The 25,705-nt window shown below is 33.8% G+C and carries 29 protein-coding genes, 1 pseudogene and 1 riboswitch; of the genes and pseudogenes, 5 read left to right on the top strand and 25 right to left on the bottom strand.

Translation table 11 applies throughout. The features are described from left to right. Positions 1-164 precede the first annotated feature (164 nt). The 11 genes and pseudogenes from ACU8YW_RS06900 to ykzS form a co-directional block, all read right to left on the bottom strand. Positions 165-941 (bottom strand): ABC transporter permease, encoded by a 777-nt coding sequence (locus ACU8YW_RS06900; RefSeq protein WP_088062593.1) that lies wholly within the window; start codon positions 939-941, stop codon positions 165-167. Continuing rightward, entirely contained in the window at positions 941-1,843 is a 903-nt protein-coding gene (locus ACU8YW_RS06895; protein WP_088608347.1) for an ABC transporter ATP-binding protein, read from the bottom strand. The genes ACU8YW_RS06900 and ACU8YW_RS06895 overlap by 1 nt, the downstream gene beginning before the upstream one ends. Before the next feature lie 14 nt (positions 1,844-1,857). Further along, complete coding sequence (locus ACU8YW_RS06890; RefSeq protein ID WP_097890381.1) at positions 1,858-2,652, bottom strand: ABC transporter permease; 795 nt, start codon at positions 2,650-2,652, stop codon at positions 1,858-1,860. Next, a complete protein-coding gene (locus ACU8YW_RS06885; RefSeq protein ID WP_426933899.1) occupies positions 2,649-3,347 on the bottom strand; it encodes an ABC transporter ATP-binding protein in 699 nt (232 codons plus the stop codon). Before ACU8YW_RS06885 ends, ACU8YW_RS06890 begins: the two co-directional genes overlap by 4 nt. Then, complete coding sequence (locus ACU8YW_RS06880) at positions 3,344-3,724, bottom strand: GntR family transcriptional regulator (RefSeq protein WP_000687513.1); 381 nt, start codon at positions 3,722-3,724, stop codon at positions 3,344-3,346. Before ACU8YW_RS06880 ends, ACU8YW_RS06885 begins: the two co-directional genes overlap by 4 nt. A gap of 216 nt (positions 3,725-3,940) precedes the next feature. Continuing rightward, positions 3,941-4,909 carry a class 1b ribonucleoside-diphosphate reductase subunit beta gene (nrdF, locus tag ACU8YW_RS06875; protein ID WP_097890383.1) on the bottom strand — a complete coding sequence of 323 codons (969 nt, stop codon included), beginning with the start codon at positions 4,907-4,909 and terminating at the stop codon, positions 3,941-3,943. 93 nt (positions 4,910-5,002) lie between these two features. Further along, a complete protein-coding gene (locus tag ACU8YW_RS06870; RefSeq protein WP_306295567.1) occupies positions 5,003-5,953 on the bottom strand; it encodes a ribonucleotide reductase barrel domain-containing protein in 951 nt (316 codons plus the stop codon). Positions 5,954-6,336: 383 nt separating this feature from the next. After that, positions 6,337-7,464: pseudogene (locus ACU8YW_RS06865) on the bottom strand (ribonucleotide reductase barrel domain-containing protein); the annotation flags it as partial. Beyond that, positions 7,451-7,810: a class Ib ribonucleoside-diphosphate reductase assembly flavoprotein NrdI gene (nrdI, locus tag ACU8YW_RS06860; protein WP_000634376.1), complete on the bottom strand. Its 360-nt coding sequence runs from the start codon at positions 7,808-7,810 to the stop codon at positions 7,451-7,453. The pseudogene ACU8YW_RS06865 and the gene nrdI, both read right to left, overlap by 14 nt. Before the next feature lie 476 nt (positions 7,811-8,286). Next, the gene (locus ACU8YW_RS06855; protein WP_000502198.1) at positions 8,287-8,604 is read right to left on the bottom strand and encodes a hypothetical protein; all 318 of its coding nucleotides are present in this window, start codon (positions 8,602-8,604) and stop codon (positions 8,287-8,289) included. 25 nt (positions 8,605-8,629) lie between these two features. Then, positions 8,630-8,824 carry a protein YkzS gene (gene ykzS / locus ACU8YW_RS06850; RefSeq protein ID WP_000356682.1) on the bottom strand — a complete coding sequence of 65 codons (195 nt, stop codon included), beginning with the start codon at positions 8,822-8,824 and terminating at the stop codon, positions 8,630-8,632. A gap of 245 nt (positions 8,825-9,069) precedes the next feature. On the opposite strand from ykzS, the gene ACU8YW_RS06845 reads away from it, so the two are divergent. Next, positions 9,070-9,648 carry a GNAT family N-acetyltransferase gene (locus ACU8YW_RS06845; protein ID WP_088062589.1) on the top strand — a complete coding sequence of 193 codons (579 nt, stop codon included), beginning with the start codon at positions 9,070-9,072 and terminating at the stop codon, positions 9,646-9,648. A 37-nt stretch (positions 9,649-9,685) separates the two neighbouring features. Here the strand turns inward: ACU8YW_RS06845 and ACU8YW_RS06840 are convergent, their stop codons facing one another. Beyond that, a complete protein-coding gene (locus ACU8YW_RS06840) occupies positions 9,686-10,288 on the bottom strand; it encodes a histidine phosphatase family protein (RefSeq protein WP_426933900.1) in 603 nt (200 codons plus the stop codon). Positions 10,289-10,376: 88 nt separating this feature from the next. Further along, positions 10,377-10,532: a hypothetical protein gene (locus tag ACU8YW_RS06835; RefSeq protein WP_002096778.1), complete on the bottom strand. Its 156-nt coding sequence runs from the start codon at positions 10,530-10,532 to the stop codon at positions 10,377-10,379. 263 nt (positions 10,533-10,795) lie between these two features. Here ACU8YW_RS06835 and ACU8YW_RS06830 point away from each other — a divergent pair, with 263 nt between their 5' ends. Continuing rightward, positions 10,796-10,981 (top strand): YkvS family protein, encoded by a 186-nt coding sequence (locus ACU8YW_RS06830; RefSeq protein WP_001165081.1) that lies wholly within the window; start codon positions 10,796-10,798, stop codon positions 10,979-10,981. A 53-nt stretch (positions 10,982-11,034) separates the two neighbouring features. Here the strand turns inward: ACU8YW_RS06830 and queF are convergent, their stop codons facing one another. Genes queF through queC form a run of 4 tightly spaced genes read right to left on the bottom strand, consistent with a single transcriptional unit; the run spans position 11,035 to position 13,413 of the window. Next, positions 11,035-11,532, bottom strand: coding sequence for a preQ(1) synthase (gene queF, locus ACU8YW_RS06825; RefSeq protein ID WP_000918895.1), 498 nt, complete (start codon positions 11,530-11,532; stop codon positions 11,035-11,037). Positions 11,533-11,550: 18 nt separating this feature from the next. Continuing rightward, the gene (queE, locus tag ACU8YW_RS06820) at positions 11,551-12,267 is read right to left on the bottom strand and encodes a 7-carboxy-7-deazaguanine synthase QueE (RefSeq protein WP_000036302.1); all 717 of its coding nucleotides are present in this window, start codon (positions 12,265-12,267) and stop codon (positions 11,551-11,553) included. Continuing rightward, the gene (queD, locus tag ACU8YW_RS06815) at positions 12,260-12,751 is read right to left on the bottom strand and encodes a 6-carboxytetrahydropterin synthase QueD (protein WP_000368411.1); all 492 of its coding nucleotides are present in this window, start codon (positions 12,749-12,751) and stop codon (positions 12,260-12,262) included. Before queD ends, queE begins: the two co-directional genes overlap by 8 nt. Then, positions 12,751-13,413, bottom strand: a complete 663-nt coding sequence (gene queC / locus ACU8YW_RS06810; RefSeq protein ID WP_000711595.1) for a 7-cyano-7-deazaguanine synthase QueC — start codon at positions 13,411-13,413, stop codon at positions 12,751-12,753. The genes queD and queC overlap by 1 nt, the downstream gene beginning before the upstream one ends. A gap of 93 nt (positions 13,414-13,506) precedes the next feature. Then, a riboswitch (PreQ1 riboswitch) is annotated at positions 13,507-13,550 on the bottom strand. Positions 13,551-13,757: 207 nt separating this feature from the next. Here queC and ACU8YW_RS06805 point away from each other — a divergent pair. Then, positions 13,758-14,966 (top strand): ATP-binding protein, encoded by a 1,209-nt coding sequence (locus tag ACU8YW_RS06805; RefSeq protein WP_088608349.1) that lies wholly within the window; start codon positions 13,758-13,760, stop codon positions 14,964-14,966. An 11-nt stretch (positions 14,967-14,977) separates the two neighbouring features. Here ACU8YW_RS06805 and ACU8YW_RS06800 read toward each other — a convergent pair whose 3' ends face one another. The 4 genes from ACU8YW_RS06800 to ACU8YW_RS06785 all read right to left on the bottom strand — a co-directional run bounded on the left by ACU8YW_RS06800 (position 14,978) and on the right by ACU8YW_RS06785 (position 18,169). Further along, positions 14,978-15,094 (bottom strand): DUF6254 family protein, encoded by a 117-nt coding sequence (locus ACU8YW_RS06800; protein ID WP_000038254.1) that lies wholly within the window; start codon positions 15,092-15,094, stop codon positions 14,978-14,980. Between the two features lie 100 nt (positions 15,095-15,194). Continuing rightward, positions 15,195-15,728, bottom strand: coding sequence for a DinB family protein (locus ACU8YW_RS06795; RefSeq protein WP_088608350.1), 534 nt, complete (start codon positions 15,726-15,728; stop codon positions 15,195-15,197). Positions 15,729-15,867: 139 nt separating this feature from the next. Continuing rightward, positions 15,868-17,562 carry a M3 family oligoendopeptidase gene (locus ACU8YW_RS06790; RefSeq protein ID WP_087984813.1) on the bottom strand — a complete coding sequence of 565 codons (1,695 nt, stop codon included), beginning with the start codon at positions 17,560-17,562 and terminating at the stop codon, positions 15,868-15,870. 160 nt (positions 17,563-17,722) lie between these two features. Then, positions 17,723-18,169, bottom strand: a complete 447-nt coding sequence (locus ACU8YW_RS06785) for a MarR family winged helix-turn-helix transcriptional regulator (protein ID WP_000203344.1) — start codon at positions 18,167-18,169, stop codon at positions 17,723-17,725. A 193-nt stretch (positions 18,170-18,362) separates the two neighbouring features. Between ACU8YW_RS06785 and ACU8YW_RS06780 the strand changes: the two genes are divergently transcribed. Continuing rightward, complete coding sequence (locus ACU8YW_RS06780; protein ID WP_088608351.1) at positions 18,363-19,859, top strand: sensor histidine kinase; 1,497 nt, start codon at positions 18,363-18,365, stop codon at positions 19,857-19,859. Positions 19,860-19,888: 29 nt separating this feature from the next. On the opposite strand, the gene ACU8YW_RS06775 is transcribed toward ACU8YW_RS06780, so the two are convergent. After that, the gene (locus ACU8YW_RS06775; RefSeq protein ID WP_000495532.1) at positions 19,889-20,170 is read right to left on the bottom strand and encodes an aspartyl-phosphate phosphatase Spo0E family protein; all 282 of its coding nucleotides are present in this window, start codon (positions 20,168-20,170) and stop codon (positions 19,889-19,891) included. A 397-nt stretch (positions 20,171-20,567) separates the two neighbouring features. Here ACU8YW_RS06775 and ACU8YW_RS06770 point away from each other — a divergent pair, with 397 nt between their 5' ends. Further along, positions 20,568-21,338 carry a divergent polysaccharide deacetylase family protein gene (locus ACU8YW_RS06770; RefSeq protein WP_046958227.1) on the top strand — a complete coding sequence of 257 codons (771 nt, stop codon included), beginning with the start codon at positions 20,568-20,570 and terminating at the stop codon, positions 21,336-21,338. A gap of 66 nt (positions 21,339-21,404) precedes the next feature. Here the strand turns inward: ACU8YW_RS06770 and cbpA are convergent, their stop codons facing one another. From cbpA to ACU8YW_RS06755, 3 genes are all read right to left on the bottom strand, one after another. After that, on the bottom strand, positions 21,405-22,028 hold the full coding sequence (gene cbpA, locus ACU8YW_RS06765) for a cyclic di-AMP binding protein CbpA (RefSeq protein WP_048545012.1): 624 nt from the start codon (positions 22,026-22,028) through the stop codon (positions 21,405-21,407). Between the two features lie 124 nt (positions 22,029-22,152). After that, complete coding sequence (locus ACU8YW_RS06760) at positions 22,153-22,782, bottom strand: class II aldolase/adducin family protein (RefSeq protein WP_048545015.1); 630 nt, start codon at positions 22,780-22,782, stop codon at positions 22,153-22,155. A 248-nt stretch (positions 22,783-23,030) separates the two neighbouring features. Continuing rightward, positions 23,031-25,331, bottom strand: coding sequence for an NEAT domain-containing leucine-rich repeat protein (locus ACU8YW_RS06755; RefSeq protein ID WP_098133181.1), 2,301 nt, complete (start codon positions 25,329-25,331; stop codon positions 23,031-23,033). Positions 25,332-25,705: the final 374 nt, after the last annotated feature.

The following is a 25,705-nucleotide window of genomic DNA, read 5'->3' as shown; positions in this document are numbered from 1 at the left end:
TGGTGTGATAACTAAATTATAATATGAATATAGTTGAAGTTCTTCCTATTTTTCTCAAATACTTTCGAACAATATATATAGTAATCATTCTTTTCTTCCAGTTGAAATATACAAGAAAGTTATGTAATAAAAATCCCCGTTTTTACAAGCGGGGATTTCTTTTATTATAATACGTCACGTTTTTGGAATAATGCACTTGATGCTACAAGTAATACAACAAAGTATACAGCTACAAGTAATAAGGAAGTTGTAAATGTAAACTCTGTAAATGTTGGTTCCGTTCCGCCACTTACTAGTTTATTGCTATCGTACACACTTAAATTTAAATGGAAAAACACTACAAATTTCGCTACACCTTTTGCAAACATCATTAATACCATATTAATTGCTCCTTGTAAGAAGAAGAGAAACATCGTAATAATTAATGGTAATACAGACTTTCTAAATACGTTTGCTAAGAAAAATGCAAGCGTCGCAAAGAAGAACGGCGAAAGTACTTGATATAAAGTAGATTTCATTACGATTCCTACCGTTAATTCTGTTTTACTACCATCCATTACAATTCCGCCAATAATCATTGCAATTAACGTGCTAGCAAATATGATAAATACTATAGTAAGTAACACTGTAATATATTTAGAGAATAAAACTGTAATTCGCTTTCTTGGACGGATTAATAACTGCTTAATTGTACCTTTTTGGAACTCATCAGTAATCATACGAGAAGCAATCGTAATCCCAAAAATTGTTGCAAACAAAGTAATTAAACCAATCTCTGAACTTGCAAAATCTAAATATGATCCTTTAAATTCACTTCCGTCTCCCCATTTCAGCATCGCTAAAACTCCCAAAATCTCCAATACTGCAATGACACCAATTAAAATATACATACCTTTTTTCGCATGTAACTTTAAAAATTCATTTTGAATTAATTTAAACATTACGCTTTCACTCCCCCTGTAATCGCTAAGAACTCATCCTCTAACGTTTTATTTTGAACAGTAACTCCGTATACAAGCACATCGTCATTTACAAGTCGTTTTACAAGTTGTGGGATTTCCTCTTTCATTACAGATACTGCAATTACATTTCCTTGCGTCTTACCTTTAATGATTTCATTTGCTTTCTGTACTTGATCTACTTCAAACGCTACAACTACTGTCTCATCGTGTTTCGCTTGTTCGTGTAAGTTGTACTCCTGCACAAACTCACCTTGCTTAATAATAACGACGCGATCACACATGAGTTCAATTTCACTTAATAAGTGACTTGATACGATTACAGCAATATTCTCTTCTTTCGCTAAACGTTGTAAATAATCTCGAATTTGGCGAATACCTGCTGGATCTAATCCATTTGTTGGCTCATCTAAAATTAAGATTTTCGGCTGATGAAGTAATGCCTGTGCAATTCCTAAACGTTGTTTCATACCAAGTGAATATGTTTTCACCTTTTTATGAATTGCGTGCTCTAATTCGACAAGCTTTACAATTTCAGCAATGCGCTCTTTACTAATTGGTGTAATTGCCATGTTCGCAAAATGCTTTAAGTTTTGCATTCCAGTCATATAATCATATAGTTCAGGATTTTCTACAATTGCCCCAATTTGCTCTAGCGCCTTTTCACGCTCCGTGCGAATACTATGACCGCAAATTGTAATATCGCCCTCTGTCATTGATATAAGACCTGTCATCATACGAATTGTCGTCGTTTTACCACTACCGTTCGGTCCAAGAAACCCGTACACTTCCCCTTCACGAACTTCAAATGATAAACCGCGGATAATTTCCGTTCCACCAATCTTTTTTCGAACATTCTCTAACTTTACTACTACATTTCCCAATGTTGATTCCTCCTTTAGGCTTCTAGTTTCTTATCGATTATGCGACCTGTTATATAAACAAATAAAACAAATATACCGATTGAAAAAGCAATACTATATAAATTCATAAGCTTTTCTGGATAAAGAAACACATTTGCTTCTGATGATTCATCTATATACACTAACTTTGTTATAAAAGCAGGTGTAGGTGCAAGTCCACCTAGCATTTCATATATCATATTGATTACTTTCGTTACTAGTAAAAATAAGAAGAAAATAATTACATACTCCATTTTTTTCTTTTTCAAAGAAAATACTTTAACGCCAGCTACTGTAAAAAGTAAAACTAACAATACACTTGATAAATTAAATACATATAACACACTGCTAAATAATTGTTTTACTATATCTAACGTAAGTGTACTTTCGGTAAATAACAATCCATAGAGTTCTGTACCTTTTATTACTTTCATCGAAATGCTATAGAAAAACATAGTACCTATTACTTCAAAACACATTAAGCTAATTGCCGCATATAACAATATTGCTAAAACAATTTTTTTACCAGATATCGGTGTTAATCGAAATAATGTACTTTCGGTCATTTTCCCAAACGCAGACATCGCCTGCAGAAATACTAATACCGCAAAAATTATATAAACTAAGAATACTAAGGCAACTATAATCATTTGCCTTACTTCTCCTGATTCTTGTTTAATATAATTCCCCATACTTACAAAAGCGACAGCTGCAATAAATATGAATGACAATAACGAAATGAAAATTTGTTTTTTATTCGCATTGTACATATATATTAAACTGGCCTTCATCTACTAAACACCTCCTTAAACAAATTCGTAACAGCTTTTCCTCTTTGGAAACGTAATTCCTCTACATTTTCATGCAATACACTCTCACCATCTTTTAAAAAGATTACTTCGTCAAAAATATTTTCCACTTCTCCAATTAAATGTGTTGCAATTAAAATAGTACAGTCTTCGCGATAAAACTGTAAAATAAGTTCCAGTACATGCTCCCTAGAAACGAGATCAATCCCGCCCAATGGTTCATCTAGTACGTATAACCTCGCTTTCCTCGAAAATGTTAAAATAATTTGTAGCTTTTCAACCATACCTTTTGATAAAGCTGTAATTTTTTCTTCTAACGGTATTTTAAATTCCGCAATTGTATCTACCGCTTTTTGAATGTCGAAGTCTTTATAAAAATCTCGATAGAAGAATAAAGAATCTTTTACCGTCATCCAATCATCAAATACTGGTTTATCCGACATAAAAGAAACAATTTCTTTCGTTTCTAATCCTACCTTTTTACCAGCGATTGTAATACTGCCTTCGGAAGGATGCTGCAGACCGGCAATCATTTTCAATAACGTCGTTTTCCCGCTCCCGTTATCTCCAACGAGTCCTATAATTTTCCCTTCCGTAATCTCTATGTTTAATTCACGGATCACTGCTTTCAATCCGTATCTCTTCCATAAGTTTTCTATTTTTAATAACTCTGTCATTCGCTCTCCTCCCTCTTCTCGTGTAATGAAGAGCGAAGGATTGTAAGAATTTCTTCTTCTGAAAAACCTAAATTGTCCATTCCATCTATAAAAGAATGAAGTAATTCTTTCGCCATCTCTTTTCGCAGCTCCATAATTTTCTCCCCTTCATTCGTTACATATCGTCCCATTCCTCTACGTGTGACAACAACCCCATCCCGTTCTAGCTCTTGAAATGTACGCTGAATCGTATTTGGATTTACTTGTAATTCACTCGCTAATTCACGTACAGAGGGAATTTTATCACCCGGCAATAAATGTCCTGTTACGATTTCTTTTTTTATGTATTCCATTACCTGAATGTAAATTGGTGTATTTGGAGAAAACTCTATTTTCATTTCTTCCCTCCTTTTGTATTGGTGTACTAGTTAAATAATACACCGATACAAATAGTTTGTAAATACCCATTTAATTACAAAAAAGTTCTATCCATTTGCTGGATAGAACTTTTTAAACAGAACTCGTTATACAAAAATAATAGTGTTATGTAAACAAATCCATAAAGAAAAGCTGTCTTATCAATGAATAAGACAGCTTTTCTTTATGAGTATATATTAAAAATCAAACACGAAGTCATCATCAGCTAACTTTTCAACGTTCGTTGCTTTTACGTAACCATTCCCTTTTACAGAGAAGAAATCATGGTTTTTCGTATCTGTACGTAAACCATTTAAAACGATTGGGTTAATTTCTTCTTCTTCAAACTTCGGCTCAAGTCCTAAGTTCATAAGTCCTTTATTCGCATTGTAACGAACGAAACGATTTACATCCTCTACAAGACCGATAGAAGTGTAAATTTCTTCTGTGTATGCCATTTCAATTTCATATAGTTCCATTAATAACTCTTGTGTTTCTTTTTGCACTTCTTGTTGATCTTCTGCAGAAAGTTCTGCGAAGAGTTGTTGTGCTAAAATACCGACGAATACGCCGTGAATTGACTCATCACGAATTATTAGGTTAATAATCTCACCACTTGCTGTCAATTTACCTTGACCTGCTAAGTAAAGTGGGTAGAAGAATCCACTATAGAATAAGTAACTTTCTAAGAATACACTTGCTACCATCGCCATGTATAACTCTTTTTTCGTTACTTCAGGCTTTAATAAACGACGATAGTAACTAGTAACAATACCAGCTTTTTTCTCAAGTAATGGATGATTGTCTACCCAGTCAAAAATATCATCAATTTCTTCTTCAGTAGCTAACGTTGTGAAAATATGACTGTAACTCTTCGCATGTACTTCTTCCATAGCTCCCATGAAAGCTAATACACTTTTCGCTTGTAAATTTTCAAGATGAACAAGTACAAGTGGCATCCCTTCGCCACCTTGTTTCGTATCTAAAAGTGTTAAACCACCTAATACACGCTTATAAGCAACCTGCTCTTCTTTTGATAATTGTGCCCAAGTATTTTTGTCAGAAGATACTGCGATTTCTTCTTCTGTCCAAAACTGAGCGATGTTTTGCTTCCAAAACATTAAACTAAAATCATCTTCTTTTTTGTTCCAGTTTACCGCACGCATTCAATCGCCCCTTCTCTAAATAAACATGAAAAATTGATAACTAAGCATGAGCAGGGTTCAGAAAACCCTGCTCATGATGTCTCACTTTTTATATTAAACGGTACAAGCTACGCACTCTTCCACGCTTAACTTACGTGTTCTCGTATAATAAAGACTCTTCAAGCCTTTTTTATGTGCATAGATGTAGTAACGTGCTAATTCACGTGTTGAAATATCACTATTAACGTAAAGAATTGTACTAATTCCTTGGTCAATATGTTCTTGGATTTCTGCGATTAAATCAATTAATTTAAACTGATTCATATCGTAAGAAGATTTATAGTACCAGAACGTATCTTTTGATAAATACGGCATTGGATAATATGTTGTCGCATTCGCATATGTTCTTGATTCGATTTGACTTACGATCGGCATTACGCTTGAAGTTGCATTTTGAACGTAACTGATAGATTGTGTTGGAGCGATAGCAAGACGGTATGAATTATATAATCCATTCTTCTTCACTTGCTCTTTTAAACTTGTCCAATCTTCTTTTGTTGGAATATGAATTCCTTCAAATAGTTGCTGAACTTTTTCAGTTACTGGGCTGTAATCTGTCGTTTCGTACTTTTCAAAGTATGTGCCATTCGCATAATCAGACTTATCGAAGTCTTTAAATGTTTCGCCTTTTTCTTTAGCGATCTCCATACTTTTTTCAATAGAGTAGTAATTTAACATCATAAAGAATGTACGAGCGAACTCTTTCGCTTCTGCACTTTCATATGCGATTTTGTTTTTTGATAAATATCCGTGTAAGTTCATTGCGCCAAGTCCAACTGAATGAAGCTCATCATTTGCTTTTTTCACAGTTGGTGCATTCGGAATGATCGTCATATCAGACACAGCTGTTAAAGCTTCCATTCCCGCATGAACAGCTTCACGAATTTCTTTATTTTCCATTACATTCACGATATTTAACGATCCTAAATTACAGTTAATATCACGACGGATAATATCATCTGTACCGTAATCATTTATTTCAGAAGTTTCTTGAAGCTGGAAGATTTCTGTCTCGAATGTTCAACCGAGTCCGCTACTCCTCAGTCCGTTGCTCATGCAACTGCTGTATGTCACCATACAGGACAGACTATATCATCACCTACAGCATTACCTGATTAGGTGCTCCGCTTTTCGAACGCCAATCGCTTGCGCTCTACTCCCATAAGGGATAGTCGTTAGGCTTTTACTTATCTTACATACTTCAGAATGTATCTTATTACTTTATGTTGTCCCATAACTCTGCTATACAAAATAATAAGATACATTCTGAACTTTTATATTTTCATTCTAAGATAAGATTTAGCACGGTAGGTTACCTCAAATTTGAGGCTTTCCCCGTTTAACGGAGTTTTCGACTAGCATTTCTACTAGAAGGTGCTACATATTTAACACAAGTTCGACATCTTCACAGTTCCAATATCCTTCAGTGGATGTTGGTTATTTGCATTTGATTTAAACATTAAGTATGGGTAACCAGACTCAAGCTGAATCATAGCAATTTTAATAAGCATATCACGTGCACTAATATCTAGCGGCTTCTTCTTCACTTTCGGATTGCTCATTAATTCATCGTACATTTCATCAATGTCTATATCATCTAAATGCTTTCCGTATTCTTTATACACCGTATAAGGCGCGAAAACATGGAAAGGTTCGTTTTTCTCAGCAAGCTCAAAGAACTTACTTGGAACGATAATTCCGATTGATAGAGACTGAATACGGCTCTTCTCATCGGCATTTATTTTTTTTGTATCAAGGAATTCAATAATATCCCAATGGAAAATGTTTAAGTATACTGCGCCGGCACCTTTTCGTTGCCCAAGTTGATTTGCATATGAAAACGAATCTTCAAGTAATTTCATAACAGGTACTACACCACTTGCAGCGTTATCGATACCTTTAATTTGCTCACCGCGTGCACGTAGCTTAGACAAGTTTAAAGCTACTCCACCGCCGATTTTTGATAATTGCATTGCAGTATTAATGTTAAAGCCGATTGAATTTAAGCTATCATCCATCTCTAACAAGAAACAAGACACCATTTCTCCTCTTCTGCTTCGTCCCGCATTTAAAAAGGTTGGTGTCGCTGGTTGGTAGTTTTGTTTTACAATCATGCTTGCGAAGTGTTTTGCCTTCGCAACATCACCGCGTCCTAAGTATAATGAAACAATTGCTACACGATCTTCATAGCTTTCTAAGTATTGTTTTTGATCATTTGTTTTTAACGCATAATCTTTGTAGAACTTAGATGCTGCCATATAAGATTGGAACTCGAAGTTTTCACCATAAGCGATGTTATATACCTCTTCTACTTCCTCCAAGCTATACTCGTCCAGAACGTTGTAATAGTAATCATATTCTTTCATATACTCCATTCGCTCTGCCACGCTATTAAAATGAACGGTATTTTCTCTAGCTTCTTCCATAAAGACTTCTAATGCCTCTTTATCTTTATGAAGCTGATAAAAACCGTCCTGCATTTGCGTGATTTCATTATTCAGTTCAATGTGTCGCAATCTCCCGCACCCTTTCCTTAAAATATTCTACATCATTATTTGTTCCTGATAACTCAAATTTTGATACAATAGGCACTTCATATTTAGCAGAAATTTTGTCAGCACTTGCACCGAACATGTCTCCCCAGTTACGATTGCCGCTTGCAGATACGCCTTTTAATTTTTCATTATTGCGCTCTAAAAATTCTAAAACACGTTCTGGTACATTGCCAAAACCTGTTGTATACGTAATTAAAACAAAGTCTTCATCTATTACTAGATCTTCACCAATTTGAACGGCCGGCATATTTAATTTGTGAATGAAACGCTTCACGTTTCCTGTCATAGAATCATATGCAACTATCATTTCCGACCCTCCCTCTCCAATCTATACTCTCTGTATGTTGTTTCTTGATTTCTCTATATATTGTATTACGTTTCAAAATAAGACACAAGATATATGTATAAATTCTTTCTTTTTTTAAATTTTACTTTTCGACAAGACAGTCGATTTTTTTCAATACAATGACTATGAAACAACATTCTAAAACTCATGTCAATAAAGTGCTTTTCAAAAAAGTTGTCAACGAATTTAACCTTATTTTTAAAAAAGTTACCAATATATTTTGTCATAAAACGGCAAATGCTGGAGGAATATATTTCTCCAGCATCACGCAAAAAAGAACAGACATGAAACGATAATCTGTTCTAAAAAACGATTACATTTATCAGTTTTACTTTATTAAATATTATACATATACTTTCGGTTCGCGTTACATACTAAAAGATAACTATTATAGAAAAAGATTATTATTATGGAAATTCAACTTATTTATGAAAAGATTATTCTGAGTGCTCAATGCGCAAAATATCTTTTACAAATATATGATGTGGATTTTCATCTTTATCAATCATTGTACATACAGGAGCTTCTTCATCAAAGTACACAATCATTCCTTCTACGTACTGATATGTATGTTGAACTTGTACGGTTACTTTAATTTCTATAGCCTCTTCATATGCTCTTTTTATTTTCTGAAGCATTTTTGCCGAACACTTTCGTTTCTCTGGATACATGACCATCCCCATAAACCTATTGCCAGCTCTATCTTTCCACATATAATCCCAATGCGGTAATATGCCTTGTTTAAAATCGCCCATAATTCCCCTCCCTATATTCTTCTAGTTACGAACGTGGCGTTTCTGAATATGTATAAATTACTTGTCCGCCGCGCTGTGCGTTCCCAATAATATGTTTAAAATCTTCTCGACTTACTACAACTTCTCTGAACGTATAAAATACATCTTTCGTAACAACATACTCCTTTATTTCACCATTTTTCAGCTGATCCAAAATTGCATTTGCTAATTCTTTATCCATGTATTTCACCTCTATGCAATATTTTATTTTATCGTATATTCTATAGGTCAACAACTGTAAAATTATCCAGGTGCTATACCTTCATTTCATTTTCATTATTTTTCAAAAAAGATCTCTTTAGTATATGTCCACTAAATATCATATACTAACATAGCTACTTCTCTATATCAATCATTTCAGTATTCAATTATGCAAAGTTCCATACCACTATGCTACAATATATAAATAGAATTAGGAGGGATACTATGATTCGGAAAGCAAAAAAGACAGATGCGAAGGCAATTGCACCTTTATTATATAACGCTCTGCACGAAATTGCTGAAAAAATCACAGGCAGCACAGTTGAGACAGAAGTATTACTAGGACTTGAAACATGGTTCTCAAAAGAGAGAAATCGACTGAGCTATGAAAACTGTTTTGTATATGTACAAGACGGGGTTGCAGTTGGGGTTATTGTCGCTTATCACGGTAGTGAAGCAACAAGTCTTGATGCACCAATTGTACATTACTTAAGAGAATTACATAAAGATGAATCAATTACATTAGAAAAAGAAGCTGAACTTGATGAATATTACATTGATACATTATCAGTTTCAAGTGCATATGGCGGAAAAGGAATCGGTTCTCAATTAATTGAAGCTGCTGAAATCCATGCAACTGAAAAGGAGCATGAAAAAATCGCATTACTTGTTAATTTAGAAAACAAACGTGCCTATTCACTATATGAAAAACTAGGTTATAAAAAAGATCAAATCGTTATGCTTGTAGGCGAACCTTATGCACACCTCGTAAAAACATTAAACATCAAAATTTCTATGTCTTAAAAAGAAAGCACACGATTTATATATAAATCGTGTGCTTTTATGTTAATTTTGTATTTAATATATTTCCATCCATCACTTCGTGGAATGTATAGGTTGTACATCCCCATGGCTTCCTATGTAAAATAGGAGAACCAGACCATCCCATCGCTCTCAGCTCCGCACCAACCATTGCATTAATGTAATTATGACCTACAAGAGCAATACTTCCATGTACGAGAGCATAACGGTGTAATAAGTAAGCCGCTTGCCTTGCCCTCTCTCTTACTTCCTTATAAGACTCAACACCTTTATAGTAACCAAGTATCCATAATGTTCGCCCGATAAACATCCATACGTTAGGTTTACATTTCAACCATGTTGGAGCATAAAAATTCGTCGGAATTTCAGCTTCCCTAAAAAGAGAATTTTGCATAAAAGATAAAGAATTCATTAATTCAGCTGCTGACTGTATAGCACACCTTTGATCACTCGTTACAATCAACTTTGCTGCTTCAACCGCTTCCATTGTTTCCATTGGTATAGGTGCTTTTTCTGTTATAGTATGTAAGTCATATCCTTTCATCCATTCATGAAAGGATGTAACCGTCATTGGTTCTATAGTACGATCTAAGCAGCCATGACGAATAAAAGAAATCTTCATTCTTTCCACTCTCCATTCATCACTTACGAACTCTATTATGTACTATTTTTAAATATCATACCACGCAAAAAAAGAAAGTTATACACCTTTACATATCCCCACCACTCTCATGTGTGACCCCAGCATGTATACCATCCATCCCATCAAAATATGTAGTCGTTTCATGATGACGAATCTTTTTTAAATTTATATAAGAAAATACAAATAAAGTTAATGCTATAACACTCCCCACAAATTCAAACATCATTTTACCGCCTCTAATTTCTCCCACTTTAGTAGGTTATTGTATTTTTTCATTATACCCCTATATAAAGATGCACGCATTTAAACCGTTCTTTTTTTCTAATAACTTGGAGTTCTTGCATATTTTCTTACAAAATGTGAATATTTTTCGAATTTTTACTTTGGAAACATTTACAAACTAGACAATATGGTTCAAAATAAGAGGAAATAAAAAAAAACCAAAATTATTCTTTTTTTGGAAAACTGTAACAAGGAGAGTTGCTTATGCAGATCGCAGAAACTGGAGATATCATTGAATTTAAAGGTGGAATGCAAGGCCGTGTTCAAAAAGTAAATCAAAACTCCGTTATTGTAGATATAACAATTATGGAAAATTTTAGAGAACTAGATATGGAACCTCTTACAGTTGTAAGTCATAAAAACTATACTGTCATTAATCAAAATGCATAATATAATAGAAAGAAAGGATCTGTATGTTATACAGATCCTTTCTTTCTATTATATTAACGATTATCAATTGTTTCTGGATATAGATCATGGTTCATCATACGGTAGTCTGCCATTTGTTCATACTTCGTGCCTGGGCGACCGTAGTTGCAGTAAGGATCAATTGAAATCCCTCCACGTGGTGTGAATTTCCCCCATACCTCAATGTAACGCGGATCCATTAATTTAATTAAATCATTCATAATAACGTTCATGCAATCTTCGTGGAAGTCACCATGATTGCGGAAACTAAATAAATATAGCTTTAAAGATTTACTCTCTACCATTCTTTGTTCTGGAATGTAGCTAATATAAATTGTTGCAAAATCTGGTTGACCTGTTTTCGGACATAAGCTTGTAAATTCAGGGCAATTAAATTTCACAAAATAATCACGGTTTGGATGATTGTTATCAAATACCTCTAAAATTTCTGGGCTATATTCAAATAAATATTTTGTATTTTGATTTCCTAATAAAGTTACATCTTTTAAATCTTCATCTAATCTTCCTGCCATTTTAAACATCCCTTCTCATTATACTCCGCGTTTATTTCCCCATACTAACGCATGAAGCTGTGGCAATACTTTTGCATTATTCATTTCTTTACAGTTAACCGCTTTTTCAATAAGCCACTCGTATTTATCTAATAATTTTTTAATCAACATCGCATCATCCACAGTTTTTGTATCATCATTCCCTACTTGTAAGAAGAATGGAACATCTGGATAACGTTCGTGCATCTTAACTGCATACTCAAAGTCATAATCGTCAAATACTACTACCTTTAAACTAATATCTTTTCCTGCTAGTTTCTGAATAACAGCATCTAACTTCTGAAAATCAGTATTCATCGTCGAACTTGGTGGTTTTGGAGAAATCGTTATCTCATCAATTTGAAGTAACCAATCTTGCCATTTACTCCCTTGCGTTTCGATTGCCGTCCGCATTCCATTCTCTTTTAATATAGAAAGAAGAAACTCAATATTTTTCAACAATGCTGGATTTCCACCTGAAATCGTAACATGAGAAAAATTTTCGCCACCAATTTCTACAAGCTCGTTCCAAACGTCCTCTGCTGTCATCTGTCTAATTTGTTCCTTAGCCGATCCATCCCACGTAAAAGCAGAATCACACCATGCGCAACTATAATCACAGCCAGCTGTACGGATAAACATCGTCTTTTGTCCCACAACCATTCCTTCACCTTGAATGGTCGGACCAAATATTTCTAAGACAGGGATTTTACTCATCGAGCATCCACTCCCGTCTTACTTCCGCATAACTAGTTGGCGTCTCGAAAAGACGAACAAATTCAACACGAGCTCCTTTATATTCGTTCGCACGATTATCTTTTAGTAATGCTTCTGCCATCTTTTCATAAATCCAAACGACCATGTTTTCAGCAGTCGTATTCATTGCTGGTAACGTTTCGTTTAAATAACGATGGTCTAAATAAATTTCTATTTCATTCTTCCAAATTTCTTTTATATCTCCAAAGTCAATCGCAAGACCTATTTCATTTACATATCCACTAATCCCAAATACAACTTTATATGTGTGACCATGTAAGTTTTTACATTTCCCCTCATAACAGTGTAAATGGTGTGCTGCATCAAATGTAAATTCCTTGCTGACCATTACTCTTTTATTATGATATTTGAGCTGTTTACGCTGAATATCCTTGTCCATTTTTTGCAAATTTTCTACGATGCGAAATCCAAAGAAATTATCCATTAGTTATTTGCTCCTTCGCGTTCTTGTAGGTACGTATCTAATCCTGCTTTACGAAGCTGACATGCTGGACATTCACCGCAACCATCACCAATGATTCCGTTATAACATGTTAATGTTTTTTCTCGAACAAACTCGAATGCTCCAAGTTCATCTGATAATTTCCATGTTTCCGCTTTATCAATCCACATAAGTGGTGTATGAATTACGAACGGATAATCCATGGATAAATTTAAAGTAACGTTTAACGATTTCACAAACACGTCACGGCAATCTGGATAACCACTGAAATCAGTTTCACATACACCCGTTACAATATGACGTGCTCCAACTTGTTTTGCTAATACAGCAGCAAATGATAGGAATAGTAAATTTCGTCCATCTACAAACGTCGATGGCAATTCACCTTCTTCATGTGTAATCTCCATATCCGTTCTCGTTAACGCATTTGGAGCAAGTTGATTTAATAGACTCATATCTAGCACCGTATGTTTAATTCCTAGCTCTTTCGCAATTTCCGCTGCACAATCAATTTCTAGTTTATGACGTTGATTGTAATTAAACGTTACAGCTTCTACTTCTGCAAACTGCTCTATTGCCCAAAATAAGCATGTCGTACTATCTTGTCCTCCACTAAAAACAACAACTGCCTTTTCTTTTTTCATTTCACTCATTCTCCTTCTCTACTACGAATAAGAAGAAAGAACGTTCTTGAACTGTCACAATAAAAAAACAAAACAATACCTAAAGATATTGTTGTTTCCATAGTTTTTTATAGAGGGAGTTCGCGAACCTCTCCCGTGCAATGCACGGAATTCCTTCTTTCATTGACAAAGCTTATTGTAACATATTGTATACTACCAGAAAAAATTTCTGATTTTTCCGCTATTTTTCATTTCATTTCTTTCATTTTATAGTATGATGAATTTAATGCGAGAAGAGAGGAGGCACCCCACTGAAACCCTTTATTATTTATCTCTTTCTAAATATATTATTCATCCTTGTTACAATGCTCGTATACCATTTATTTTGGAATCAAAAAGGGAAACGTTCTCCTAAATTAAATTCAGCTATATTTATTGCATTATGTTGCCTCGCTACCATACTATGTATTACTTTCGGAGCAAAAACAAATTATGGATTTCAATTTGATATGCGCCATATCGTATTAATTGTCGGTACATTAACAGGGGGCCCTATTGCTGGTGCTTCCATCTTAACTGTATTAAACATATACCGCTTCTTATTAGGGGGAATAGGTGTTTTTCCATCCCTTATCGCTTCGGTTCTACTGTTTATTGTTCTACTATTAACATACAAACTATTTAACCGAAGTTCTAATCGAATAAAAATAGCACTCGCTATCTTTTACAGTCTCATATTTGGCTTGGGCTGGGTACCTTCTTTCCTCTCAGAGGTTACAAATAGCGCCGATTACATACCCCATATTATCGTGTACGAAATATGTACAATAATTGGAACAATCCTTATTTTATATTTGCTACACATACTACAAATGCAAGTTCGTCTTCAAAACGAACTTATGAATGCCGAAAAATTCCATTTAATTGGAGAAATGGCAGCGTCCATCTCTCATGAGATTCGCAATCCATTAACTTCAACAAAAGGATTTTTACAACTCTTGCAGTCAAATACATGCACTGAGCAAGAGCGAAAATTATATATCGACATAGCCATCAACGGAATCGAACAAGCAAATCATGTTCTTACAGACTACTTAACTTTCGCGAAACCAAGTATTGAAAAAGAACAACAGTTACAAGTAGAGGAAGAATTATTGCATGCCTTATCTTTAATCACACCTCTTGCTAATTTAACAAATGTTCGTATCCACTATATCAAACAAAGTACATCTTTCTATATCGCTGGTGAAAAACAAAAACTAAACCAATGTTTATTAAATATTTTAAAAAACTGTATTGAGGCAATGCCTACAGGCGGTGATCTCGTACTCACTTTAGTTCCAGACCATAAGCATATACAATTGTATATAAAAGATACAGGAGTTGGTATGGATCAAGAACAAGTAAAACGCCTTGGATCCCCTTTCTACTCAACGAAAGAAAAAGGAACTGGTCTTGGAATGATGGTCGTATTCAGTGTTATTCAAGCTATGAACGGAAAAATTGATATTATAAGCGAAAAAGGTACAGGTACAACCTTCTTATTAACTTTTCCACTCATACAAAAAACGTGATGAAATACTCATCACGTTTTTTCTGTTCCTTCAACTAATTCAGCAAAGGCTTTCACTTTACCATGTGGTTTTTGATTTTCTTTACGTGCTTTCCACGCGCGCTCTTCTTCTTTCTTTTTCTTGGACATACTTTTCAACTCCTTCTGTTCTTTCTCCATGTAGTATTCCAAAATAAGAAAGAAAACTATGCACGTATCAAAAAAGAAGTGGTCTCCCACTTCCTTCTGATTATCGTTGCAAAATTGCGTGTTTCGCCTCTTTTAACTGCGTAAGATGTCTTTGTTCATGCAAATCAAGAAATTGAACCCACTGATACAAATTCAAATCGTTAAAAATAGGATGCTTTAATCCATTTTCAAATAAATCTTTTTCATCTATCACACTATGAAGCGCGTGTAATAGTTCTTGTCGTGAATGTTCTAGTAATTGAATTCCTTGCTGTTTTTTCATTAACGTTTCTGTTGGTTCCATTTGCTGAGGAGCTTCTCGTTTATGTGTGCGATCAAGCGTAAGTTGGAGGTCTTTAAATGGAGTCGTATTTCTTTCATTTTTTTGTAAAGCATATACAAGGGCAGATGTAACTGATTGTTCAACTAAATGCAAGTGATGCAAAATTTGAATAATACTCCATTTATCACGGCGTGGCTTTACATTCACTTCTGTATCATTTAACATTTCAATTTCTGATAATAGCGTGCTTCGAGTAGACTGTAATAAGTTCACCAAACTTTCTAAACTCACATCCATATTAGATTGAAGCATACTTCTTTCCCCCCTTTTTGTTGGTGAAAAGAGGTGCTCCTTATTAGAAACACCTCTTTAGTATTCTGAATTTTCTTTTATTATCTCATCATTTTCTCGTTATGTCGATGTTAAACATGTGAAAAAAAGCGCATGTTTTTTACAATTTTGTGTCGTCAATCGCACGTAGCCACGCTTCAATTTCTGTAATGACACTTTTCACACAGCCTTCAGCAAATGGTGATGTTAAATTTGCAACTTCTACTAATTCCAAGAATGATTTACTTCCACCTTGTTGACACAGATTCACATAATCTTCCCATGCCTCTTGTCTATTATCTCTTGCACGTTTCCAAAATTGCAGTGCACAAATTTGTGCTAATGTGTAGTCGATATAGTAGAACGGCGAGCTATAAATATGTCCTTGACGTTGCCAGAATCCACCGCGCTCTAAATAATCATTATCTTCATAATCACGATGCGGCAAATACTTTTTCTCTATATTACGCCATGCTGTCTTACGCTCTTCTGGTGATGCTTCTGGATTTTCATATACATAATGTTGGTATTCATCAACAGATACACCATACGGTAAAAACAGAAGTGCTGAACTTAAGTGAGAGAAATAATATTTATCTGCATCTTCTTCAAAGAATGACTTCATCCATGGCCATGTAAAGAATTCCATACTCATAGAATGAATTTCACATGCTTCATACGTTGGCCAATTGTATTCTGGAATTTCAAACTTACGACTTTCATATACTTGGAAAGCGTGACCAGCTTCATGTGTTAATACATCAATGTCGCCAGATGTTCCGTTGAAGTTTGAGAAAATAAATGGCGCTTTATAATTCTCAATATATGTACAATATCCGCCACCAGCTTTTCCTTTTTTCGCAACTAAATCTAATAAATCATTATCTAGCATGAAATTGAAAAATTCATCCGTTTCAGCCGATAACTCTTTATACATCGTTTTCCCATGATTAACAATCCAATCCGCATCTCCTTTTGGAGTTGGATTACCAGTAGCAAACTCAAAGTTTTCGTCGTAATATGCTAACTTCTCTACACCAATACGTGCTTGTTGTCGTTTTCTTAACTCCGTTGTAACGGGAACGATATAATCTAGTACTTGCTGACGATAATTCGCCACCATTTCCGCATTATAATCTGTACGGTACATTCTTGCATATCCAAGTTCAACAAAGTTTTTGAAACCTAAAGATTTGGCGATTTTCGTTCTCACTTTAACAAGCTCATCATAAATACGATCTAACTCTTCCTCATTCTCAGCTAAAAATCCGTAATATGCTTCACTTGCTGCTTTACGTTCACTTCTTTCTTTCCCTTGCATAAACGGAATCAGTTGCGATAACGTTCTTTCTTCTCCTGCAAAGTCAATTTTTGCAGATGCTAATAACTGTGTATATTGTGAAGACAATTTATTCTCTAATTGTAAATCTTTCACAACTTCATCAGAGTATGTTTTCAAATCACACTCCGCTAAAGCAAATAATTGCTTTCCATAATACGCTTCTAATTCTTCACGGAATGGAGAATGAATTAACGCATTATAATACTTTGTACCATATCCTTGTACAACTGGAGAGAATTCATCAAAGAAATCTTGCTCTTCCTTATAAAAAGCATCTGTCGTATCAACAGAATGACGAATGTAACAAAGGTTCCCCATTGTACCGAAGTCGTTGCGAATTTCGTTAATTGAATTGATGACTTGTTTTTGTTCTTCTACCGTTTTTACGTTATCAAACTTCTCTAAAGCAACGGTAAACTTTTCTTTTAATTCTTCAATATTTGGCCGTTTATATTCATAGTCTTTAAATGACATGAACGAGCCTCCTCTCCATTATGTGCATCCTTACTATAATTCAATGCTTACTTACAAATCTCCTCTTATTCTTCAACAAAATACGGCAGATGCTGTCATAATTACATGTAAACAAAAGAACCTTGGATTTCTTTATCCAAAGCTCTTTTGAAACATACTATTATTTTTCATATTTTCCAATCTTTTTTAATAGAGCTAGTAATTCATCCTTTTCCTCTTTCGTTAACATTTCAAAAGACTGATGTATAACTTGCTCATGCCCTGGAAAAATAGAAGCAATAAAGCTCTCTCCAGATTCAGTTAGTTGTGCATAAATAACACGTCTGTCATTCGGGCACGGAATTCTCTTTACTAGTCCCTTTTTCTCTAGCTTATCTACAACATATGTAATGCTGCCACTAGCTATTAAAATACGCTCACCAATTTGCTGAAGTGGTTGACCGCCTTTATGATATAACAGTTCTAATACAGCAAATTCAGTTGGATTTAGCCCGTTACTTTGTATAGATTTATTTGTAGTATCCATAACAGAACGATGTACACGAGATAATGCAATAAATACTTTTAAAGATTGAGAAATATCTTCTCGTTCATTATTTGATGTCATACAACTTTCAACCCTTCACTTAAATTCTCAGTAATAAAAAGAAAAAACAACTTAGTACTTCATCTGAATTCCGAATGAGTATTCACTCATTCATTTCCTCTCCCCAAATATATTATGAATGATTCTTGAATAAAAACATGACAATTTTAACATAGTTTATATATAATGATAATAAAAAAGAAGGAGTACCAAATTGAAAGTCAAATTCCACAGCATAGTTTTATATATAGTTCTTGTTATCCTACCAACGATAGGGATTGGTGCTACATTTTATTCATATCATTCGTATAAAATGAAGCAGGAAAACAAACTATCTGCTCACACGGTTCTCTTTTTATATAGAGACTATTTAGATCATCACCTTGGTGAAGCAATTTCCGCATTAAAAATGCTCTCAAAGGTCGTAGGAACCGAGACTGGAAATATAAATGGAGTTAAACAAATTGTACATGATACAGATGGAAACGATGCACGTTTTTCTGGTTTATATTACGCTACACCAGAAGGAATCATTACAATCGCATCTGAAGGCGACCGGCCACCTGTTGATGTCTCAGATCGCAAATATATTCAAGACGTATTGCAAACGAAGAAAACAACTGTATCATCAGTCATTACAGATCGTGTTCTTGGACATCAAGCTATTATGATTGCTTCTCCCATTTTCAATAAACAGAAGGAAATCTCAGGCTTATTGTTAGCAAGTTTACGCTTTGACTACATTTCAGCATCTTTAAATGCCATTAAGCCACAATATCATTTTGAAGTAACTGATAAACATGATGTAGTTTTTCTCACCGATGATAATAACGAAACAAGTGATGCGCATTCTAATATGCTTACTACCCCACTCAAAAGATTAAATTGGAAGGTCTCTGTTTCTCCATTGCCTATCCATCAAAAAACTTTATATCAGTGGGTTGCAATAGAGTGTATAGCTACTTTATTTTTAATGTCTATTTTATTTTTACTTGCTCAATATATGTTGTTAAAACGTCAAACAAAACTGGAAAGACAACAAAATGAACTACAAAAAATTGAATTAGTTGGAACTTTTGCAGCTAGTACAGCCCACGAAATCCGTAATCCTCTTACCGGAATTAAAGGGCTCGTCGCTCTATTAAAAGAGAAATATAAAGATGAACAAGATCAGTTTTATTTTTCCATCATCGAACAAGAAATAGAACGGATTAATGAAATTGTAAGCGAATTTCTTATTCTTGGAAAGCCAACTGCTATCATTGAACAAACATATGATGTGAGAACCATTCTAAATGAGGTAGCATTAATTATTCAATCTGAGGCGAATCTACATAACATTGTATTCCATTTACATTTGCCAGACCATCCTGTTCATATCCGTTGCTCAAAAGACCATATGAAACAAGTGGTTTTAAACATTACAAAAAATGCAATTGAAGCCATGAATTCTGGTGACACACTGACCATTTCCGTAACAAACAATGAGACACACGCACAATTGAAAATTACAGATACTGGAAAGGGAATTCCGAAACATATTCAAAAACACCTCTTTCATCCGTTCTTTACTAATAAAGATACTGGAACCGGTCTTGGACTTGTCATATGTAAACGAATTGTAGAGATGTACAATGGGCATATTTTTATTGATAGTATAGAAAATGAAGGAACGACAGTTCATATCGAAATTCCGTTACACCTAGTATAATTATCCTTATCCCAAAAGGGTAATTATACTTATTTCATAAAACCAGCCACAAGCATTCGCCAAAAATTACTTGATTTCCCTTCATACCCAATTTGAAAAATAGGTACCTTTATAATTGATAACCATTTTGGTGTTTGTTTTTCTTTATAACACTGGTACTGTAAAATAAGCTTGTCCAATTCTTGACTCACTTGAATTGTCTCCATACTATTTAACCCACTTGTTAAACCTAATTGAATCATTTCTTCACGTTTCATATGAATATCACGTGAAAGCTTTTCTAATGTGTACTTCCTTTTTACAGTAAACATCCATATCCCCCTTATTATACTTCCGTGCTCTCGACTTTACTTCTCCATCGGCCTTTTAACTACTTAATCATATTTGAATTTGAAGAATCAGAAAATTTAACATTTTCTCCCTGTAATTTACAAATCTTTACCCTCACTTTGAGAATTATTACAAATTATTCTATCTTTGTAAATACATTCGCAATAATAGACATTTTTTTCATCTTCTTTTTTTACAAATACCAATTAAATAGCGGATTCTCTATTTTCCATATACTTTCCTTCGACATTTTTTGTTTAATTTATATAAAAACGCAAAACATAATGATGATTGATAAAGTGAAATTTAATCATTGGGGATTTTGTCCATTCCTCACTGCTCGCAAATAGCGGGATAAAATAGAAAGGAAATATTTATATGCGCAAATATACGATTGCATTGCTTATATTTACTATGTTTTTACCATCCTTCTTGTTTCCTGTTCAAGCAAAGGCCCATACAAACAAAGTCGCTATTGTCATTGATGACTTCGGCAATAATATGAAGGGGACTGATAAAATGTTATCACTTCCTATTCCACTGACTGTTGCCGTTATGCCTTTTCTCCCTTCCACAAAGGAAGATGCGATAGCGGCTCATAAGAAAGGGCACGAAGTTATTATACATATGCCAATGGAACCTATTAAAGGTAAAAAAGAATGGCTTGGACCAAAAGCAATTACAACTGATTTAAGCGACGAAGAAATAAATAACCGACTCGAACAAGCGATTCAAGAAGTACCGCATGCAATTGGCATGAACAATCATATGGGATCAAAAGTGACCGCGGACGAAAGAATTGTACGACTTATACTTGCAGCTTGTAAAAAACACGGTTTATTTTATTTAGATAGCAAAACAAATCCTAAGAGTGTTGTCCCAAAAATCGGGAAAGAATTAGGAGTGCCTATTATTGAAAATCAATTATTTTTTGATGATGTGTATACGGCGGCACATATTTCAAAACAAGCCCAATTACTCATTAAAAAACTTCAAGAAAAACCGATTATGGTAGCTATTGGACACGTTGGACCTCCAGGTGAAATTACATCACGTGTTATAGAAACTTCTATTCCTAACATTCGCGCGCATGCAGATTTTATTTTTTTATCTGATTTAGCACTATCTCCACCTCCTGTTTCAAAATAAGATTCATTACTTACACTAAAAAGGTACCAATCTGCATATAGCAAATTGGTACCTTTCCTTTTCACCTTAAATATAATCTACATGACTCACCCTGAATCCTTTTTTCTCTATTTTTTCGATTAATTGCTTTAATCTTTTTTCATTTAACTCATCTGCTATATTTACGATAACGCGGCGAATATATTGATCACCGTTATCTAGTGTAAATAATCCACCGATATTAAATGCTTTCAACAATGTCCCAAGTTCTTTAATCGTTCCCTTACAATCTTGTGTTGCAATTGTTAATATATAACCACCCGTCCGCATACCGAATGAATCTTCAATAACATCAAATATATTGGAATGTGTTAAGATACCGACAAATTCATTATAGTCATTTAGCACAGCTAAAAATGGAAGTCGACGAATAACATAAAATGCTCTAAAAAAAGAATCCTTTTCAAAAATAAATGCGGAGGAATCTCCCAGCATATGTTCCGCACTTAATTTCTCTAATCCGCTATTACACTTCTTTTCTAAAAGATCTACTTTATAAATAATCCCTATGAATTTCTTTTCATCTTCTGCTAATACAGGGATTGCTCGAAATCCCGTTTCATTCATAATGTGCAAAGCCTCTTCACCTGAATCGTTCATTTTGCAAAATGTTACTTGCTGTTTTGGCAGAAAATGATATTTAACTCGCAAAATATGTTCCTCCTTACATGTCAACATGTAATCTATATATAATAAGGAGACCTATATTTTATGAGTGAAATTATTTTTAAAACGCTTTCATTTTTTATTGACTTGTAACGACATCACAAACATTTTATATAACAGAGCTCTTTGCACCTTTTATCATTAACAACTTTACATGGTAATTCATTAAATATTCTATACCCTCTAGCCATTTTTTCGCTTCTTCTGGAGTTTTCCCCCACACAATCATGCCATAATTATGAACAAGAACTACTCCTCCACCTTCAATAAAATTCGGTACATTATTTTCTAATAAATCAGCAAATTTCTTCTCATCTTCTACAATGGGAATTGTCATTTCTGTTATACCTTCTTTTCCAAAAACACGTTCCACACTACGTTTATCGAATGTTACTTCCCCTTCTTCTCCATATAACTCTGATATTAAATGACTATCTACAGTCTGCACTTGTAAAATACATTCTGCACTACTTTTTTTATAAATATCCGCATGCATAAACGATTCTGCAGCTGGTTTTTCTTCATTTTCAAATACTGGCTCACACATACAATTAACAACAATAAAGTCTTCTTCTGAAAATAACCCTTTATCTCTTCCCTCAACGTTTATTAAAAAAGTTAACGGCTCTTTTGACGTACAGAGTGATAAACTAATTTTTGTACCATAAAACCAATCACGAAGTGCCAATTCAGATTTCACATCTTTTAATTCATTCCATTTTTTTAGAAAAAATAACATTTCGTCACCCCCGGCATAATATTTATATAATGTTCGAATCCTTTCTATGTAAAAGGAGTATTTTTTGATTATTCTAAAAATTTAATTGAATTATCACATGATAACGCCTTTTTGTCAATATAGTTTCATAGCTCTTCTTTAAAATGGGCCATCCATATATCTATACTTCTGTCTATTCCCTATTTCATTTTGTACATAAAAAATACGTTATTCTTTTTAAATCAAAGAATAACGTATTTTCTCATCTTTTATTTCTTTATTGCGTTATATAAAAACTGTGCATATTGTTCACGTGTTACGAAATCATCACCTAAAAAGTTTCCTTTTCCATCACCTTTTGATATATTATTATCCGCTAAAGCTTTCACATAGCCTTCTGCCCAATGACCTTTTGGCACATCAGTAAAGCTCTCTACACTCTTTTCATTTCCCTTTAACTGAAATACTTTTTGTAATACTACTGACATTTCATATCGAGTTAATACTCCATCTGGACGGAACTCCCCAGTACCATCTCCTTGCATAATTCCAGCTTGCGCAACTGTGGCAATCTCTTGCTCAAACATATGCCCTTTCGTATCTGTAAATCTCTCTTTCTGCTCTACTTTATTTTCTAATTTCAAGTACCTTTGTACTAAAGACGCAACTTGTCCACGAGTAATACTATCCCCAAATCCAAATTGTCCATTTCCATATCCCTTGAAAATATTTTCTTTCGCTAAATAATGAATTGCTTCTTCTGACCAATGTCCTTTTGGTACATCTTTAAATTCTACTACTTCTACTTTTTCATCTTCTTTAGAAGTATTGTTTTCTTTAGAATTGTTGTCCCCTTTACTTTCTACTACATTTTGAATTACAGATCCTGTAAAGAAAATACCTGTATCTGCAAATGGATCTTTCACTCCAAATTCATATACTTTCTCACCTGGTGTACTCCATTTCACTACACCATTACTATACGTACCACCATCACTCTTCAGACGGATTTTTGTAGATACCTCGCCGTCTTTTTCGTATATAGGTACTTTTACTTCTTTATTTACTTCTGTATCCTCTAGAAAGACTTTTTGGTTTTGAACATTAATATAAGCCTTCTTACTTAGTTCTATTACTGGTCTAACATCGCGGATTTCATTTGCAACAAAACTTAAATATACTAACTTATTCAACTTACTAACTGGCGATAAGTCTGAAATATAATTTGCTTCTAAATCAAGTTTTTGTAAGTTTACTAGATTTGATAATGGAGTAATATCCTTTAACTCATTATTAGGTAAATCTAATTCTGTAAGCTGAGTCATTTTAGCAAGTGGTGTCACATCTTCAATTTGATTTTTACCGATAAATAATTTATTTAATTGATTCATTTGATCAATACCCGATAAATCTTTAACTTTATTACGCGTTAATACTAAATCTTTTAAAGGTAATGAATATAACGGTTTAATATCTTCAATTTGATTACCTGCTAAAGTTAAGTATGTTACATTTTTCAACGCGCTTAATGGAGCAACATTCGTAATTTTATTATTTGCTAAATTCAAGTAATCTAGTTGTTCCATTTTCGCTAATGCTGTTACGTCTTCTATTTGGTTGCCTGATAGATATAAACTTTTTACATTTTTCATTTCAACGAGTGGTGCAACGTTTGTAATTTTATTATTACTCAAATCAAGAGATGCTAAATTATCCAGCTTAACAAGTGGTGTTACATCTGAAAATTCATTACCACGCAAAGCTAAATGATTTAATTGCTTTAAATTAGCAAAGAACGACGGATCTGTTATCTTCGCATTCGCAACTGTTAAAGATTTTAAATTTGGCATATATTTTAATGCACTATAATCAAGAATCTCATTCGTGTTTAAAAACAAGTCCTTTACTTGTAATAACTCCTCTTTCGTAATTGGTGTATTTAAATCTTTTCTATTAAATACTTTTTTATTAACAAGTTCTCTTAATTTGTTATCTGTTATCATATTTTGACTATCAACTGGACGATCCGTTTCCGTATTGCCTGAATTAGAGTTATCATCTGGTTTCTCTGTTTCTTTGTCACCTACAGTTGGATCTTTAATTTCAAATTGAACTTGATATTTGTGATCATATCCGATGGCCGGAATAAGTATATGCATTTGCATATTATGCTTCTTCTCAAATTCGCCAATTTCAAATTGGACCACTTTCGTTCCATTTTTCCTCTTATCTTCTGATAAAACTTTCACATCTTGAAATACACCAGGTTGGTTTTTATCCTCTATTCTAAGATATTGAAAATAATCGCTATCTTGTATTGTTACAGTAACGATTTTTTTCCCATCTTCAATTGCTACTTTAGGATTTTTTATGTACTGAGAAACCATAGATGGCTCATCTTTTTGATCCTTATATATTTTAATCTCAGTATCGTATGTACGTTCACTAGCTGCTGCCACCGACTGGTTTGCTTCAGCTTTTAGTGCTGCTAATGCGGGAGTAGAGTATGTAGCAAATGGAATTGCTAATGTTGTGGCTACTACTAGCGCCTTAATATAACTTTTTTTCAAAATAATATCCCCTATCATATATAATTTTCATAATTGATAAACGTTATCAATTATCTACAAATAAATGATAATGAATATCATTATCATTGTCAATGGTAATATTACACTAAGTTTATATTTCCAAAGATAAAAAATAAAAAACCCTTTAATCAAAGGGCCTTTTTACCTAGCGTATGAAGAATTTCACTTTTTTCTTTTTCATTAATAAAACCAATTTTTTGCAAAATATTTGCATACAATACAAGTTTATTATATATCCGTTCTGACATGCTTCTCCCTTCTTTCCTTCGACCAACTTTTTTTGTATTGGTAAATTATATGAAAGAGATGAGAAAATGTGTCCACTTTTTGCATACATACAAATCTTTTATCCC

The organism is Bacillus pretiosus (assembly GCF_052947655.1).
Note: the sequence above shows the minus strand (reverse complement) of the source record. Positions and strands in the feature narration are given on the sequence as shown.

Excerpts from the sequence above, each read along its gene's own strand:
- ACU8YW_RS06900 (WP_088062593.1), bottom strand. The coding sequence starts at position 941 with ATGTTTAAATTAATTCAAAATGAATTTTTAAAGTTACATGCGAAAAAA.
- ACU8YW_RS06890 (WP_097890381.1), bottom strand. The coding sequence starts at position 2,652 with ATGAAGGCCAGTTTAATATATATGTACAATGCGAATAAAAAACAAATT.
- ACU8YW_RS06885 (WP_426933899.1), bottom strand. The coding sequence starts at position 3,347 with ATGACAGAGTTATTAAAAATAGAAAACTTATGGAAGAGATACGGATTG.
- ACU8YW_RS06880 (WP_000687513.1), bottom strand. The coding sequence starts at position 3,724 with ATGAAAATAGAGTTTTCTCCAAATACACCAATTTACATTCAGGTAATG.
- nrdF (WP_097890383.1), bottom strand. The coding sequence starts at position 4,909 with ATGCGTGCGGTAAACTGGAACAAAAAAGAAGATGATTTTAGTTTAATG.
- nrdI (WP_000634376.1), bottom strand. The coding sequence starts at position 7,810 with ATGATAGTTGCATATGATTCTATGACAGGAAACGTGAAGCGTTTCATT.
- ACU8YW_RS06855 (WP_000502198.1), bottom strand. The coding sequence starts at position 8,604 with ATGGGCGATTTTAAACAAGGCATATTACCGCATTGGGATTATATGTGG.
- ykzS (WP_000356682.1), bottom strand. The coding sequence starts at position 8,824 with ATGGATAAAGAATTAGCAAATGCAATTTTGGATCAGCTGAAAAATGGT.
- ACU8YW_RS06845 (WP_088062589.1), top strand. The coding sequence starts at position 9,070 with ATGATTCGGAAAGCAAAAAAGACAGATGCGAAGGCAATTGCACCTTTA.
- ACU8YW_RS06840 (WP_426933900.1), bottom strand. The coding sequence starts at position 10,288 with ATGAAGATTTCTTTTATTCGTCATGGCTGCTTAGATCGTACTATAGAA.
- ACU8YW_RS06835 (WP_002096778.1), bottom strand. The coding sequence starts at position 10,532 with ATGTTTGAATTTGTGGGGAGTGTTATAGCATTAACTTTATTTGTATTT.
- ACU8YW_RS06830 (WP_001165081.1), top strand. The coding sequence starts at position 10,796 with ATGCAGATCGCAGAAACTGGAGATATCATTGAATTTAAAGGTGGAATG.
- queF (WP_000918895.1), bottom strand. The coding sequence starts at position 11,532 with ATGGCAGGAAGATTAGATGAAGATTTAAAAGATGTAACTTTATTAGGA.
- queE (WP_000036302.1), bottom strand. The coding sequence starts at position 12,267 with ATGAGTAAAATCCCTGTCTTAGAAATATTTGGTCCGACCATTCAAGGT.
- queD (WP_000368411.1), bottom strand. The coding sequence starts at position 12,751 with ATGGATAATTTCTTTGGATTTCGCATCGTAGAAAATTTGCAAAAAATG.
- queC (WP_000711595.1), bottom strand. The coding sequence starts at position 13,413 with ATGAAAAAAGAAAAGGCAGTTGTTGTTTTTAGTGGAGGACAAGATAGT.
- ACU8YW_RS06805 (WP_088608349.1), top strand. The coding sequence starts at position 13,758 with ATGCTCGTATACCATTTATTTTGGAATCAAAAAGGGAAACGTTCTCCT.
- ACU8YW_RS06800 (WP_000038254.1), bottom strand. The coding sequence starts at position 15,094 with ATGTCCAAGAAAAAGAAAGAAGAAGAGCGCGCGTGGAAAGCACGTAAA.
- ACU8YW_RS06795 (WP_088608350.1), bottom strand. The coding sequence starts at position 15,728 with ATGCTTCAATCTAATATGGATGTGAGTTTAGAAAGTTTGGTGAACTTA.
- ACU8YW_RS06790 (WP_087984813.1), bottom strand. The coding sequence starts at position 17,562 with ATGTCATTTAAAGACTATGAATATAAACGGCCAAATATTGAAGAATTA.
- ACU8YW_RS06785 (WP_000203344.1), bottom strand. The coding sequence starts at position 18,169 with ATGACATCAAATAATGAACGAGAAGATATTTCTCAATCTTTAAAAGTA.
- ACU8YW_RS06775 (WP_000495532.1), bottom strand. The coding sequence starts at position 20,170 with ATGTTTACTGTAAAAAGGAAGTACACATTAGAAAAGCTTTCACGTGAT.
- ACU8YW_RS06770 (WP_046958227.1), top strand. The coding sequence starts at position 20,568 with ATGCGCAAATATACGATTGCATTGCTTATATTTACTATGTTTTTACCA.
- ACU8YW_RS06760 (WP_048545015.1), bottom strand. The coding sequence starts at position 22,782 with ATGTTATTTTTTCTAAAAAAATGGAATGAATTAAAAGATGTGAAATCT.